Annotated in this window: 13 protein-coding genes; 4 read left to right on the top strand and 9 right to left on the bottom strand. The window is 71.4% G+C overall.

What is annotated here, in order from left to right; translation table 11 throughout:
- Nucleotides 1-263 precede the first annotated feature (263 nt).
- The 3 genes from STRVI_RS10330 to STRVI_RS10320 are packed head-to-tail and all read right to left on the bottom strand — an operon-like array spanning nucleotide 264 to nucleotide 3360.
- Nucleotides 264-1568, bottom strand: a complete 1305-nt coding sequence (locus STRVI_RS10330) for an ABC transporter substrate-binding protein (protein ID WP_014055584.1) — start codon at nucleotides 1566-1568, stop codon at nucleotides 264-266.
- Nucleotides 1568-2419, bottom strand: coding sequence for a carbohydrate ABC transporter permease (locus STRVI_RS10325; RefSeq protein WP_014055583.1), 852 nt, complete (start codon nucleotides 2417-2419; stop codon nucleotides 1568-1570). The genes STRVI_RS10330 and STRVI_RS10325 overlap by 1 nt, the downstream gene beginning before the upstream one ends.
- Nucleotides 2416-3360 (bottom strand): carbohydrate ABC transporter permease, encoded by a 945-nt coding sequence (locus STRVI_RS10320; RefSeq protein ID WP_014055582.1) that lies wholly within the window; start codon nucleotides 3358-3360, stop codon nucleotides 2416-2418. The genes STRVI_RS10325 and STRVI_RS10320 overlap by 4 nt, the downstream gene beginning before the upstream one ends.
- Before the next feature lie 206 nt (nucleotides 3361-3566).
- On the opposite strand from STRVI_RS10320, the gene STRVI_RS10315 reads away from it, so the two are divergent.
- The gene (locus STRVI_RS10315) at nucleotides 3567-4466 is read left to right on the top strand and encodes a phosphotransferase enzyme family protein (RefSeq protein ID WP_043238370.1); all 900 of its coding nucleotides are present in this window, start codon (nucleotides 3567-3569) and stop codon (nucleotides 4464-4466) included.
- Nucleotides 4467-4971: 505 nt separating this feature from the next.
- Here the strand turns inward: STRVI_RS10315 and STRVI_RS10310 are convergent.
- On the bottom strand, nucleotides 4972-5574 hold the full coding sequence (locus STRVI_RS10310) for a TIGR03086 family metal-binding protein (protein WP_014055580.1): 603 nt from the start codon (nucleotides 5572-5574) through the stop codon (nucleotides 4972-4974).
- Between the two features lie 125 nt (nucleotides 5575-5699).
- Nucleotides 5700-6422 carry a 3'-5' exonuclease gene (locus STRVI_RS10305; protein ID WP_014055579.1) on the bottom strand — a complete coding sequence of 241 codons (723 nt, stop codon included), beginning with the start codon at nucleotides 6420-6422 and terminating at the stop codon, nucleotides 5700-5702.
- 220 nt (nucleotides 6423-6642) lie between these two features.
- Between STRVI_RS10305 and STRVI_RS10300 the strand changes: the two genes are divergently transcribed.
- Nucleotides 6643-7356 (top strand): FadR/GntR family transcriptional regulator, encoded by a 714-nt coding sequence (locus STRVI_RS10300; protein ID WP_014055578.1) that lies wholly within the window; start codon nucleotides 6643-6645, stop codon nucleotides 7354-7356.
- Nucleotides 7353-8183 (top strand): ABC transporter ATP-binding protein, encoded by an 831-nt coding sequence (locus STRVI_RS10295; protein WP_014055577.1) that lies wholly within the window; start codon nucleotides 7353-7355, stop codon nucleotides 8181-8183. Before STRVI_RS10300 ends, STRVI_RS10295 begins: the two co-directional genes overlap by 4 nt.
- Nucleotides 8184-8219: 36 nt before the next feature.
- Here STRVI_RS10295 and STRVI_RS10290 read toward each other — a convergent pair whose 3' ends face one another.
- The 3 genes from STRVI_RS10290 to STRVI_RS10280 all read right to left on the bottom strand — a co-directional run bounded on the left by STRVI_RS10290 (nucleotide 8220) and on the right by STRVI_RS10280 (nucleotide 11748).
- A complete protein-coding gene (locus STRVI_RS10290; RefSeq protein WP_014055576.1) occupies nucleotides 8220-9467 on the bottom strand; it encodes an SAV2148 family HEPN domain-containing protein in 1248 nt (415 codons plus the stop codon).
- 89 nt (nucleotides 9468-9556) lie between these two features.
- The gene (locus tag STRVI_RS10285) at nucleotides 9557-10888 is read right to left on the bottom strand and encodes a copper amine oxidase (protein ID WP_014055575.1); all 1332 of its coding nucleotides are present in this window, start codon (nucleotides 10886-10888) and stop codon (nucleotides 9557-9559) included.
- 65 nt (nucleotides 10889-10953) lie between these two features.
- A complete protein-coding gene (locus STRVI_RS10280) occupies nucleotides 10954-11748 on the bottom strand; it encodes a hypothetical protein (RefSeq protein WP_014055574.1) in 795 nt (264 codons plus the stop codon).
- 241 nt (nucleotides 11749-11989) lie between these two features.
- Between STRVI_RS10280 and glgX the strand changes: the two genes are divergently transcribed.
- Nucleotides 11990-14134: a glycogen debranching protein GlgX gene (gene glgX / locus STRVI_RS10275; RefSeq protein ID WP_014055573.1), complete on the top strand. Its 2145-nt coding sequence runs from the start codon at nucleotides 11990-11992 to the stop codon at nucleotides 14132-14134.
- A gap of 31 nt (nucleotides 14135-14165) precedes the next feature.
- Here glgX and STRVI_RS10270 read toward each other — a convergent pair whose 3' ends face one another.
- On the bottom strand, nucleotides 14166-14546 hold the full coding sequence (locus STRVI_RS10270; protein ID WP_014055572.1) for a winged helix-turn-helix transcriptional regulator: 381 nt from the start codon (nucleotides 14544-14546) through the stop codon (nucleotides 14166-14168).
- Nucleotides 14547-14606 lie beyond the last annotated feature (60 nt).

Below are 14606 nucleotides of genomic sequence, written 5' to 3'. Positions count from 1 at the left end.
TCGAAAGGAGTTCACCTGAAGATAAGAATCTGTTAAGAGAAGAGACAAGACCGGGCAAGGACAACCTTTGCCGAGGGGTAACGGTCTGCTGGGGGGACCGGGTCCATGGCACGGCCAGGTGCGCCGGACGGCGAGGCCGTCACGGCGACCGGCCGACGCCTGTCGGATCCCAACTCCGGGCAGGATTTTGCCCGTTGGGAGCAGGTCCTCTACTGGTGACGGGTCCTGCCACCGGGAGCAGGACCTACCGCCGGTGGCGGCTCCTATCGCTGGTAGCGGGCGAGCACCAGATTGCCGTCCTCGACCAGCCGCTTCCGTAGCTCCCCCATCCCGATCGCCCCGCTGTAGTACTCCTGCAGCGCCGGGGTGGCCACCTTGTCCTTCCACTCCGGATAGCCGCGCACGGACTGGGCGGGCGCCGGGCGCAGCCGTCCGGCCAGGGCTGCGCCGGTGGCCCAGCCGTGCCGGCGGGTGTGCAGGGCGGGGTCGCGGAGTGCGGTCAGGCCCGTGGGGAGCATCCAGTCGCCCCGGGCGAGCCGCACCATATGCGGTGGGCGCAGGAAGAAGTCGATGAAGCGGGCCGCCTCCCGCTGGTACGGGCTGTCGGCGGCGATGGACAGCGTCTGGGGGCTTACCCCCTGCCGCTGGTCGCCGCCGGGCCCGGCCGGGGACGGCAGTACGGTCCAGGCGAAGCCCTTGGGCGCCTGCTGCACGATCTGCTGGCGGTAGGAGAAACCTAGGGGCACCATCGCGTACTTCCCGCCGAAGAAGCCGGGGAGGGTGTCCGAGCCGCCCATGCCGAGGGTGGTCCGCGCGGCGCTGCGGTCGCCGCCCAACTGGTCGTGGATGACGCGGGGCACCCGCTGGTCGGCGGCGTCGAACCGGACGGTGACCTTGCCGTCCGCGCCCCGGTGGAAGACCTTGCCGCCGGTGGAGAGGGAGAGGTTGAGGGTCGCGGAGACGGGCTCCTTGAGCGGCCAGGCCACGCCGTACGTCCCGTCGCGGGTCAGCTCCTTGGCGGCGTCCTCGAACTCGGCCCAGCTCCAGGGCCGTTCGGGGGTGGGAATCCGCACCCGGGACCGCTCCAGCAGGCCGCGGTTGGCGATGAGCACGCGCGGTTCCTGGAGGAACGGCACACCGTGGATGCCACCGGCGAAGGTGGCGGTCTGCCAGGTCTGGGGCGGGATCTCGTCCTTGAGCCGCTGGGGCAGCAGGTCGGTGAGATCGGCGAGATAGCCGCCGTAGGCGAAGTCGGCGAGGTCGTCGGTGGCGTCGTGGATGATGTCGGGCGCCTCACCGCCCTCGAAGGAGGTGAGCAGTTGGTCGTGGACGCTGTCCCAACTGCCCTGGACGTAGTCGACCCTGATGTCGGGATGGGTCGCGTTCCACTCCGCCACCAACTGCTTGTTGGCCTCGATGGATTCCTGCTGCCAGGCCAGGGACTGGAAGCGGAGGGTGATCCGGCCGTCGGACGCCCGCCGCCGTCCCGGCGCGCAGGCGGAGAGCAGGGTCCCGGCGGCGGACAGTGTCCCGGCGGCGGACGCGGCCAGCAGCGTCCGGCGGCGCATCAGTGCTTCACCGCCCCGGCCAGGGTGCCGCTGGTGATCCGGCGCTGGATGACCGCGAACAGCACGAGCGAGGGCAGCGTCGCCAGCAGTGAGGCGGCGGCGAGCGGGCCGAGGTCGGCGACGCCTTCGGTGCCGATGAAGTGCGTGAGGATGACCGGCATCGTCTGTTTCTGCGGGGACTTGAGCAGGACGAGCGCGAAGAAGAACTCGTTCCAGGCGGTGATGAAGGCGAAGAGGGCGGTGGCCACGATGCCGGGGGCCAGCAGCGGCATGGTCACCGAGATCAGCGTCCGCAGTCTGCTCGCGCCGTCCACGGCCGCGGCCTCCTCCAGCTCGCGCGGTACGGCCCGGGCGTACCCGGCCAGCATCCACAGGGCGAACGGCAGGGACCACACCACGTACACCATGATCAGCCCGGAGAGGGAGTCGATCAGGCGGACCTCCTTGAGCACCAGGAACAGCGGGATGATCACCAGGACGAAGGGGAACGCCTGGCTGACCACGATCCAGCCGGTGGCCGCCCGGGACAGCGGGGAGCGGTGGTGCCGGGCCATCACATACGCCATCGGGGTGGCGATGACGACGGTGATGGCCGCGGCGGCGAGAGAGGCGATCAGGCTGTTCCCGGCGGACCGCAGCAGCGGCTGCTCGTCGAACGCCTGGCGGAAGTTGTCGAGGGTGGGGTGGTCGGGGATCCAGCCGGGGTGGAGGCTCGCCAGCTCGCGCGGCGGTTTGAACGCGGTGGAGACCAGCCACAGCAGCGGGAAGGCGAGGAAGATCAAATAGCCGAGGAGGGCGAGGTACTGGCCGGTGCGGGCCGCGCGGCGCCGGGCGGTGAGGCGAGTATTCATGCGTCGTCGTCTCCCTTCAACCGGGCCACGAGATGGACGGCCAGCAGGATGGAGACCACCGCCACCAGTACACAGCCCATCGCCGCCGCGTAGCCGAACTGGCCGTAGCGGAACGCTTCTTCATAGGCGAAGAGCATCGGCAGCCGGGTCCGGCCGCCGGGTCCGCCGCCCGTCAGGACGTAGACCAGCGCGAAGGAGTTGACGTTCCAGATGAAGCTGAGGGCGCTGATGGCGAGGGCGATGGGTCTGATGGCGGGCCAGGTGACGGTGCAAAAGCGGCGCCAGGCACCGGCGCCGTCCATGGCGGCGGCCTCGTGCAGTTCGCGCGGGACGTTGGAGAGACCGGCCAGCAGGGTGACCGTGACCTGCGGAAGGCGTGCCCAGATGCCGACCACGACGACTGCGGGCAGGGCGGTGGACAGGCTGCCGAGCCAGTCGCGGTGGGTACCGAGCGTCTCGTTGAGCAGCCCCGCGTCGGGGTGGTAGACCAGCCGCCACATGATGCCGACCACGACCTCCGGCATCGCCCAGGGAACGATCGCGAGCGCCCGCGACAGCCAGCGGAACCGCAGGTTCTGATTGAGCAGCAGCGCGAGTCCGAGCGCGAGCAGGAACTGCGGTACGGAGACGGCGACCGCCCACACCAGGCCGATCCGGAAGGACTCCCAGAAGAGGGTGTCGCGCAGCAGGTCCTGGAAGTTGAGCAGCCCGATCCACTGGGTGGGGTCGGTGCGGCCCGCCTGGGAGTCGGTGAAGGCGAGCACGATGCCGTAGAGCAGCGGGCCGACGCTGAGCAGGAGGATCGGGATCAGCGCGGGCAGCACCAGGAACCACGCCCGGTGGCCGCTCCCCGCACGGCCCGAACCCTTGCCGGGGGCGGCCGACGGGGGTGGGGCGGAGCCCTGGTCCGAGCGCGCCGAGGCGGCGGTCACGGGTATCACGGCAGGGCCTCCTTCGGACGCGGTGGGAGGGCGGTCCGGTGGGAGAGCCCACGTCATCGTGCGGAGGGCGGACGGTGCAGTCAAGCGGTGCACCTGCGGCAGCCGATGCGAGACTTGGGCGGGCGGACTGGGGGACTGGGGGACGACCGGGACGTGGGCGGGCTGGACGACGAGGAGTGAGGGGTGTGGCGGTGGCGGATCTCGCCCTGACGGAGGAACGGGCGCGGGCGGTGCTCTCGGCCGCGCTGCCGCCCTACCGGGCCGGTACGGCGGAGGCCCGGCTGCTGGCCCTCGGTGAGAACGCCGTCTTCGCCCTCGACAGCCTCTCCCTGGTGGTCCGGATCAGCCGCGATCTGGAGGTGTGGGACCGGGCCGCCCGGGAGCTGAGGATCGCCGACTGGCTCGCCCGGGAAGGGCTCCCCGCGGTCCGTCCCGACCGGCGCTTCGGCTCCGAGCAGCCGCTTCCGTTCGCCAACCATCTCGTCACGTACTGGCAGCGGCTTCCCGACCCCGTACGCCCCGCCGGGCCGCGCGACCTCGCGGAGCTGCTGCGGATGGTGCACGCGCTGCCCGACCCGCCCGCCGATCCGGCACCGCTCCCGCTGCCGCGCCGCGATCTGCTGGGCGGGATCGAGCGCTGGCTGCGGCTGGCCGGGGACGCGATCGATCCGGCGGACGCGGCCTATCTGCGCGCCCGCCGGGACGACTTCGCGACCGCCGTCGAGGAACTGACCCCGCGGCTCACCCCCGGCCCGATCCACGGCGACGCGCTGCCGCGCAATGTGCACATCGGCCCGGACGGCCCCGTGCTGGTGGACCTGGAGACCTTCTCGCACGATCTGCGCGAGCACGATCTGGTGGTGATGGCGCTGTCCCGGGACCGCTATGGGCTCGGGGCGGAGGCATACGACGCGTTCGTGGCGGAGTACGGCTGGGACGTCCGGGAGTGGCCCGGCTGCGCGGTGCTGCGCGGCGCGCGGGAGACGGCGAGCTGCGCCTGGGTCGCCCAGCACGCCCCGGGCAACCCGGCGGCCCGCGCCGAATTCACCCGCCGCATCGCCTCCCTACGGGAGGACGACCCGACGGTGCGCTGGCACACGTTCTGACCGACCGGCTCCAGCTCAGCGCCACCACGCGCGACACGGCGCGGGCCGACCCGGCGCGGGCCGACCTGGCGGGCGCCCCGCCGTGCGGGCCGGTACGAGCGGCTTTCCGGCCGTGCCCCGACCGACCACCGAAGACCCCCGCGCAGACCCGACCGACCACCGAGGCGACCCCCGCACAGGCCCGGACGAGCGGGCCAGGACAACCACCGAGCGACCCAACGCGCCCGCCCGGACGGGCGAGCCCGCACGCCACGCCGAGGCCGCCCCGCTCAGGCCCGGACGAGCGGCTCCGGACGGCCCGCTCGTCCGGGCCAACGCCCAGGCCCGGACGAGCGGGCCCTGGCAGGCCGGCCCGGCCGACCCGGCGTGCGGTTCTCGCTTGTCAGGCTCGCCACTTGGGGCGCCGGACGGCTCCGGACGGCCCGCCGTCCGGGCCAACGCCAGGTTCCCGACGAGCGGGCCCTGACAGGCCCGCCCCGCCGACGCGCCGTGCCGTTCTCCCCTGTCAGGCTTGCCACTTGGGGTCGCGGCCGCTGAGGGCGACCGCGCGGTCCAGTGGCGGGGCGTCGTCCGGGACGGAGACCATGGGGCCGAACGCGCCGTCCGGGCGCTGCTCGTCCGGGAACGCCGACAGCCATCCGATGATGGCCTCGGCGCTGCGGGGATCGCAGTCGTAGGGCTGGCCGGTGGCGCGGGCGAGATCCCAGCCGTGGATCAGCAGCTCGTCCAGCGCCACGACGCCCATCATCTGGGCGGGCATGGTGACGCCCCCGGCCTCCGTGGTGCCCTGCCAGGCGGACGGCTCGCGCCAGGCCGCGGTCAGCGCGTCGAGCCGGCGCGGCAGCTCCTGCCGCCACTCGGGGTCAAGGCGCTCCGCCGCCCCCTCCCCTGGGGCGGGGTCGTCCGGGCCCGCCGGGGCCGTGGTCTTCTCGGCGGCGTGGCGCATGCCGATGGCGAATCCCAAGAAGTGGTCGAGCAGATCTCCCACGGAGTAGCTGCCACACGGTGTGGGCGCGGTGAGCTGCTCGTCCGAGACGCCGCTGAACAGCGCCGTCACCCGGTTGACGGTGGGTGCGAAGTCGATCATGGTGGTCTGGTCGTCGGTCACGGTCGGTTTCTCCTCATCGAGTCCGTGGTGCCCTCAGTGCCCCTTACCCATACGGACCGGCCGGGGGCGGGAAACTCATCGGTGCGGCGCGCTCCGCTCTCCGCCGGGCGGGCGCCGCCACCCCACTACCCCATCACCGCGCCGGCCTCCCGCAGGGGCCAGCCGCCGTCCACGACCGCGTCCGGGGTGCCCTTGCGGCGCAGCCAGGACTGGAAGTCGGCCGCCCAGCCCGCGTACCACCCCACCTGCTTGCGGTGGAGGTCCCACAGCTCGAGCCCGGCCACCTCGCGGTGGCGCTCGGCGAGCGCGCAGGCGACCCGCACCGCCGCCAGCGCGTCCGCACCGGCGTCATGGGCTCGGTCGTGCACCACCCCGTACTCCCCGCAGACCGCCTCCAGCGTGCGCTTGCCCTTGCGATAGCGGTCGACCGCGCGATCTATCGTGTACGGATCCACCACGGGGCCGGTCTCCGCGCCCTCCAACCGCTCGCTCAGCGGGCGCAGCCCGTGCCGCCCCAACTCGGCGGCGAGCAGGCTGAGATCGAACGCCGCGTTGTACGCCACCACCGGGGCGCCGGCGCGCCAGTGGGCCACCAGCACCTCGGCGACCTCCTCGACCACCTCACGCGCGGACCGGCCCTCCGCCGCCGCCCGCTCATTGGTGATGCCGTGGACCGCCACGGCGCCGTCGGGGATGGGCACTTGGGGATCGGCCAGCCACTCGCGCCGCCCTATCGGCTCCCCGTCCCTCACCTCGACCACGGCTGCCGTCACGATCCGTGACGTCCGCGGATCGGTGCCCGTCGTCTCCAGATCGAATCCGATCAGCAGCCCCCGATGCCAGCCCATGACCGCCCCTCCCTTTGTCGTACTTCCCCCAGGTGTGCACCACCTTCCCACGCACCACTGACAACGACGGGTGAGCCGGACGCCCGGGGCTTCCAGGGCCTCCAGGGCTTCCGGCCCGGTGAGTCACGGCCCGGTCAGCCACGGCAAGTCCTCAGACGTCTGAGGACTCTGTGTTAGAGTCCCGCCGTCCTCGGAAGATCGTTCAGGAAGGCGCGGCGCGGTGGCGGAGACGGCACGGTTGCGGCACGGGCCCGTGGTGCCGCGGGTCGAGAGCGCCCTGCGCGCGATGCTCGCGGAGGGCCGCTGGCGGTCCGGTGAGCGGCTGCCCAACGAGGTGGCGCTCGCCGCCGAACTGGGCGTGGGCCGCTCCTCGGTGCGGGAGGCCGTACGGCTGCTGGCCCATGACGGGCTGGTGGAGGTGCGCCATGGCTCGGGCACCTACGCCGCCGAGCCCCCGGCCCCGGCCCCCGCCGCGGACGGCGACATGCGGCGGCTCCTGCGCCGGGCCCGGCTGCGGGAGGTGTACGAGGTGCGCCGCGCCCTCGAAGTCGAGGCCGCCCGGCTGGCCGCCGGGCGCCTGCGCCCCGAGGACATCGGACGGCTGCGGGACCAGCTCGCGCTGCGCGAGGAGCGGACCGGAGGCGATCCGGCCGCCTTCGTGGACGCCGATCTGGCCTTCCACCGGGCCGTGGTGGAGCTGTCCGGGAACCCCGTGCTGCTCGGCCTCTTCACCTCCGTCCTGCCGGTGCTGCGCACGGCGCTGGTGGAGATGGTCAGCTACGAGACGGCACTGCCCGATGTGTCGTGCGCCCACGCCGAGCTGCTGGACGGGCTGGCGCGCGGGGACGCCGACGCCGCGATCGCGGCCACGGTCTCCCATCTCGAGGCCGTCATGGAACTCTTCGACAGCGAAAAGGAGGTGGCGGCCCCGTGACCGCCCCGGCCGTCCCCGTACTCAGGCTCAGCGATGTGGATGTGGTGCGCGACGGCACCCCGCTGCTGCGCTCGATCTCGCTCACCGTCCACCAGGGCGAGCACTGGGCGCTGCTCGGCTCCAACGGCGCGGGCATGTCCACTCTGCTCAGCCTCGCGGGCGCGCTGGTGCATCCGACGCACGGCACGGTGGAGGTCCTCGGCCGCACGCTGGGGCGGGTGGATCTGCGGGAGCTGCGGTCGTTCGTGGGCCATGTCGACCCCCGGCATCCGCTGCGCTCCCCGCTGCGGGTGCGGGACGTGGTGCTCACCGGGCTGACCAACACCGTGGAGCCGGTCCCCCGCCGCCACACCACCCCCGAGCAGCGGGAGCGGGCCGACCGGCTGCTGACCACCCTCGGCATGGGCGGGAAGCTGGACGCGCGCTGGCCGACCCTGTCGCAGGGCCAGCGCGGCCGAGTCCTGATCGCCCGGGCGCTGATGCCCCTCCCCCGGCTGCTGCTGCTCGACGAACCGGCCACCGGCCTGGACCTGGCCGCCCGTGAGCAGTTGCTGGAGAGCCTGGACACCCTGCGCCGGGAACACCCCGGACTGGCCACCGTCCTGGTGACCCACCACCTGGAGGAGCTGCCCGCCAGTACCACCCACGCGATGCTGCTGCGGGAGGGCGAGTGCCTGAGCGCGGGGGAGGTCGACGCGGTCCTGACCACCGACGCCATCAGCAAGTGCTTCGACCACCCGGTGCACATCAGCCGCACCGACGGCCGCTGGGCCGCCCGGGCGCTGCGGCCGCCGTACCAGAGCACCACCGACCGGCCGGTTCGGTAACAACGGCCAGTCGGGTCAGGACACCGGGCCGTAGGCTCAGGACACCGGCCGGGAGTCCGCCCAGACGCTTTCGAACTCCTCGCGGTAGGTGCCGAAGAGCCCGCCCTCGCCCTCTTGGCCCGCGCCCTCGCGGACGACGTCGCTGCCCCGCCCGCCGCCGCGCAGCACCAGGACCGGGGCCTCCATGCCCCGGGCCTTGCGCAGATACGGCTGGACGACCGCGAGGCCGTCCGCGCCGTCGCCGTTGACCAGGTAGGCGGTGAAGCGGGGGGTCTCGTCGAAGACATGGATCTCGAACGCGTCCGGGTCCCGCAGCCGGGCGCGCACCCGCCGCATATGGAGGATGTTCATCTCCACCGAGCGGCTCATCTCGCCCTTCTTGAGGCCCAGTTCGCGCTCCCGGCGCCGTACCGCGCTGCTCGCCGGGTTGAGGAAGAGCAGCCGGGCCCGGCAGCCGGATTCGGCCAGCCGGACCAGCCGGCGGCCCGAGTAGTTCTGGACCAGGAGGTTGAGTCCGATGCCGACGGCGTCGAGGCGGCGGGCGTTGCCGAAGAGGTCCTCGGCGGGGAGCTGGCGCTGCAGCCGCACCCGGTCGGGGTGGACGCCCACGACATCGGCGTAGCGGTCGCCGACGAGGTCCTCGACGGCGTCGATGGGCAGCCGGTCGGCGGAGGGGGAGCCGGTGCCGCTGCCGAGGATCTCCAGCAGCCGGGCGGAGGCGCGTTCGGCCTGGGCGAGGACCGTCACGGACAGGGCGCGGTTGCGGGAGACCACATTGCGGGCGACCTCCAGCTCGTCCAGGGCCAGCTCCACCTCGCGGCGGTCGTCGAGGTACGGCTCGAAGCACGGCCAGTGCTGGACGAGGAGCTCCCGCAACTGCGGCAGGGTCAGAAAGCTGACGACATTGTCGTCGGCGGGGTCGAGCAGATAGCCCTTGCGCCGGCTCACCTCCCGGACCGCGACCGCCCGCTGCACCCACTCCTGCCCGGCGGGGCCGGCGGCGGCGATGACCCAGTCCTCGCCGTGGACCGGTGCGTAGATGGGCCGCAGTACGGCGTTGACGACCGCGCGCAGCCGCTGTTCCACGAGGTTGAGCCAGATATAGGCCCGCCCGGCCCGGCGTGCGCGTGTGCGCACCTCGCTCCAGGCGTCGGCGCCCCAGTCCAGTTCCGCTCCGATCTCCATCGGCCGCACCAGGGACACTGCGCCGGGAGGTGTGTCGGTGGAGCCGTCACCCCCGGGACCTCCGTCACCGGGGGGCAGCTCCAGCCCGCCCGAGCTCACCTGTGCACCGCCTTCCGCCCCCGTCCAACGATCACCGCAGACTACTGCGCTGGCGGGGGCGGTGCGACACTCAGGTGCTGCCTATCGGGTCAACGTTCCTCTTCTGTATGGCCGTTGTGTCCGGACAGTGCAGGAGGCGTGAGGGGATTCATAGCGGTGACGTCGCGCGGGGAGAGCTGGAAGCCCTGCCAGTGCAGCGGCATGGGTTCCTGGTCCTCATCCCGGGCGATGTGATGGAACCCGATGTTGACCCATACGATCGGGTGTTTGAGGGTCTGGCCATTGACCCACTTGTCGACGCTCTTGCCCGCCCCGGCGCCGCAGTTGCGCAGGTTGTTGCTGGCGAACTGCTCACACTTGTTGTACTCGGTGAAGTAGACGTCGTGTTTAGTGAAACTACGGCCCTGGTACTTGGTGGTGTGCCCGGGGACGATCTCGTAGCTGCGCGGATGGCCGTCCTTGTTCTTGCCCGCCGAGCTGACCACGCGCCACCACCGCGCCGGCGCCGCGTCGCCCGCCAGCTCCTTGGTGACCTTGGTGCGGGTGGTCTTGGTCTTCGGGATCCGCCCCGAGGTCGCGGTGGTCTTCGAGTCGTACTGCTCGACCTTGCTCTTGGACGAGCCGTCGAGCCCGAAGTTCAGCCGCCAGAAGACGTTGTGGGCGTGGCTGGTGGCGTAGTCCTTGGCGCCCTTGCCGATGGGCCAGCCGCGGCCGTCGCCCGCGTCGTAGTCCATCGGGGACATCGTGCCGGTGGCGCCGACCTGCATGGTCATGGTGCCGTCACCGGCGAACCGCCACTCGGTGATGTACTCGTACCAGCCCACCTGGTTGACGGTGTACACCAGCAGGTCCTTGCCCTGGAGCTGGTAGACCTTGTTGCCCTCGCCGCCTCCGAAGCCCCCCGTGCCCATGCGGTAGGCGTGGCCGCGGGCCCGGGTGGTGGCGCACAGGCCCTTCACATTCGGGTGCTCGGGGTCCCAGGCGTCGGGCACCCGCACGGTCTTGATGGTGCCGCCGGGGCATTCGGCCGGGTCGAGCTGCTGCAGCCCCTGCGCGAAGCCCTGCCCGGTGAGGTCGTCGTACTCATTGCTGCCGTCGTCGTACGGCACATGGATCTGGCCCAGCTTGGCCGAGGTCAGCACCTTGATCGGGGCGCTTTCGCCCTTGGGCTGGTACGAGACCTTGTCGAGCACCAGCCCGGCCTTGCTCTCGTAGTGCCAGCACATCCGCCAGGTGGTGCCGCCGTCCAGCTTCTGCTCGATTCTGTACGGGGTGCTGCAATCCGCCGCGGCCGGACTCTGCGGGGCCGCCTGGGCGGTGCCGACCGGCCCGGCGGCGACCGCCACGGTGCCGAGCAGCGCCGAGGCGCCGATGGCCGCCGCGACCCGGGCACGGGCGCGGCGGAGCCTGCTTTCAGGCATGGGGAGACTCCTGTGATGAAGGTGAGGCGTAGGGGTGTGCGCTGCGCCGGTGCCTGGCACGCAACTCAGCTCAGCTTGGCTACCTTGCGGGCGCTCAGGTCGATCACCATCTGCCGGGTGTCGATCCACGGGCCGTTCACCACCCGGGTGAACAGCCGTACGCAGCGGTGCGCGCCGCAGTCCCCGACCGAGGCCGGACCGGGGTTGCCCTCGCCCGCGCGGTAGACGAAGCCGGTGACGGTGAGCTGGTCCGGGCGGGTCAGCGCCTTGCCCGTGGCGTCCTTGAAGTCCTTCTTCAGCCCCTCGCCCAGCTTGTCGTCCATCAGCAGCCGCGCGGCCTCCATCACCTCGTCGCGGTTGGGCGGCGGCTGGACCCCGTGCTGGGTGTCGGTGCTGGTCACCTTGGAGCTGCCGAGGTCGACCGTCTTGGTGACGTAGGTGTCGTCCTTGTAGTCGTAGTACGTGACGTCGGCGCGGCGCGGCGCGTCGGCGGCGCCCACCTCGTCGGGGCCGAGCTCCGCGAGGTCGGTGGAGAGCCGCTCGGGGCCCTTGGCGCCCTTGACGTCCTCGCTGCTCAGCCGGAAACCGCCGCCGCCCGTGAGGGTCTGGGCACGCTTCATCTCATCGTCGGTCAGTGGATCGCGGCCGGTGCCGGTACGGCCCTGCTCGGGCGCGTCCTCCACCACACCGGGAAGCTGGCGGGCCGCCTGGCCCTGCTCCGCCGCCGAGCCCTGGGGTCCCCCACCCGAGCCCTCTTTGCCGGACGCGCTCCCCGGGAGCGTCACCCCGATCAGGACCGCCGTGGCAGTGGCCGCCACGGCCGCGCCGGCCACCACCTTGCCCAGGTGGCGGTGCATCATCTTGCGCACATCCTCCCCCAATCCCCCCTGTCATCACATCGGACCGCATAGCGGGATACGCGTACGCGGAGGTCACCCGGTAGGACGAACCGATATGGCCGTAGGTTGCCTCCCTTTTGAGGAAGTTCTGTTGAAAGAGCGGATGGGTCCGGCCAGTTGGGCAAGGATGCAGGGTCGGTCAGGTTCCGTCCGGTGCCTGGGGTGCTCGCGGCCCCCGGAGAAGAAGTGGAAGAGTCGACGTATGCAGGTCTGGCCGGGACAGGCTTACCCCCTTGGCGCCACGTACGACGGCGCCGGAACCAACTTCGCGGTGTTCTCCGAGGCCGCTGTCCGCATCGAGCTGTGCCTCCTGCACGACGACGGCTCGGAGACGGCGGTCGAGCTGCGGGAGTCCGACGCGTTCGTGCGCCACGCCTATCTGCCGGGGATCATGCCGGGGCAGCGCTACGGCTTCCGGGCCCACGGCCCGTACGAGCCGGAGTCCGGCCATCGCTGCAATTCCGCCAAGCTGCTGCTGGATCCGTACGCCAAGGCGATCAGCGGGCGTATCGGCTGGGGCGAGGAGGTCTACGGCTACCACTTCGGGCGGCCCGACAAGCGCAATGACCTCGACTCCGCCCCGCACACCATGGCGTCGGTCGTGGTCAATCCGTACTTCGACTGGGGCGACGACCGCCCGCCGCGCACCGACTACCACCGCACGGTCATCTACGAGGCGCATGTCAAGGGGCTGACCATGCGCCATCCCCGGCTGCCGGAGGAGCTGCGCGGGACGTACGCGGCGCTCGCCCATCCGGCGATCATCGAACATCTGACGGAGCTGGGCGTCACCACGCTGGAGCTGATGCCCGTGCACCAGTTCGTCCACGACCACCGGCTGGCCGACGAGGGCCTTGCCAACTACTGGGGCTACAACACCATCGGCTTCTTCGCCCCGCACAACGCCTACGCCTCCTGGGGCGACCGGGGCCAGCAGGTGCTGGAGTTCAAATCGGCCGTCCGGGCGCTGCACCAGGCGGGCATCGAGGTCATCCTGGACGTGGTCTACAACCACACGGCCGAGGGCAACCACCTGGGCCCCACGCTCTCCTTCCGGGGCCTGGACAACGCCTCGTACTACCGGCTGACCGAGGACCGCCGGTACTACATGGACACCACCGGCACCGGGAACTCCCTGCTGATGCGCTCCCCGCACGTACTCCAGCTCATCATGGACTCGCTGCGCTACTGGGTGACCGAGATGCATGTGGACGGCTTCCGCTTCGATCTGGCGGCGACGCTGGCCCGGCAGTTCCACGAGGTGGACCGGCTGTCGTCGTTCTTCGACCTGGTCCAGCAGGACCCGGTGGTGAGCCAGGTGAAGCTGATCGCCGAGCCCTGGGACGTCGGCGAGGGCGGCTATCAGGTCGGCAACTTCCCGCCCCTGTGGACCGAATGGAACGGCAAATTCCGGGACACCGTGCGGGACCTGTGGCGCGGTGAGCCGAGGACACTGGCCGAATTCGCCTCCCGGCTGACCGGCTCCTCCGACCTCTACCAGGGCGACGGGCGGCGCCCGCTGGCCTCGGTCAACTTCGTCACCTGCCATGATGGCTTCACCCTGCGCGATCTGGTGAGCTACGACGAGAAGCACAACGAGGCCAACGGCGAATCCAACCAGGACGGCGAGAGCTACAACCGGTCCTGGAACTGCGGGGTCGAGGGCGAGACCGACGATCCGGCGGTGCGGACATTGCGCGAGCGCCAGATGCGCAACTTCGTGGCGACCCTGATGCTCTCCCAGGGCGTGCCGATGCTCAGCCACGGTGACGAGTTCGGGCGCACCCAGGGCGGCAACAACAACGCGTACTGCCAGGACAACGAGGTGTCCTGGGTGCGGTGGCCGGACCATGTCAAGGGGCAGGACGGCGAGTGGGAGGACCGCTCGGCGCTGGAGCTGCTGCGCTTCACCCGCTCGCTGGTGTGGCTGCGCCGCGACCATCCGGTCTTCCGGCGCCGCCGCTTCTTCCACGGACGGCCGGTGGAGGGCACCCACGACGAGCTGTCGGACATCGCCTGGTTCACCCATGAGGGCGAGGAGATGATCCCGCGCGACTGGCAGGCGGCGCATGCCAAATCCCTCGCGGTCTTCCTCAACGGCAGCGCGATCTCCGAACCGGGGGTGCGCGGTGAGCGGATCACCGATGACTCGTTTCTGCTGCTGTTCAACGCGCACCATGAGCCGCTGGACTTCGTCGTGCCCATCGACCACGGCAAGCAGTGGCAGGTCATCGTGGACACGGCGGTGCCGGAGGGCGTGGAGCCGGGCAGCGGGGCGAAAGTGGCGGCGGGCGATGTGCTGACCCTGGTGGACCGCAGCCTGATGGTGCTGCAGCGGCCGGCCTGAGAAGGGGATACGCAGGGCCCTGGCGGGGGCCTCAGTCGCTGTGGGTGACCGGCTCGGGATCGGCGTCGAGCGCATCGAGCACCGCGTCGCCGTTCGCCCTCGCCCACTCGGTCAGCATGTGGATCGGATCGATCAGCGTCGCCCCGAGCGGGGTGAGCTCGTACTCGACGCGGGGCGGCACCTCGGCGTAGGCGTGGCGGCGGATGAGTCCGTGCGCCTCGAGCCGTCGGAGCGTCTGGGTGAGCATCTTGCGGGAGATGCCGCCGATCAGCTCGATCAGCTCGCCATGGCGCACCGGGCCCCTGCTGAGGCCGTAGAGCACGACCGCCGTCCACTTGTCGGCGATCAGCTCGACCGTCAGACGCGCCGGACAGTCGGCGAGAAAGGGATCACCGGGACCGAAACCGCTCATGGCGCCAAAGGTACCTGCTGGTTCCTATCGGAAACCTAGCCTGGGTTTTCTCCCCCCCTT

The organism is Streptomyces violaceusniger Tu 4113 (genome assembly GCF_000147815.2).
GTDB lineage: Bacteria > Actinomycetota > Actinomycetes > Streptomycetales > Streptomycetaceae > Streptomyces > Streptomyces violaceusniger_A.
The sequence above is the reverse complement of the archived record's forward strand: the minus strand, read 5'-3'. Positions and strand labels throughout refer to the sequence as shown.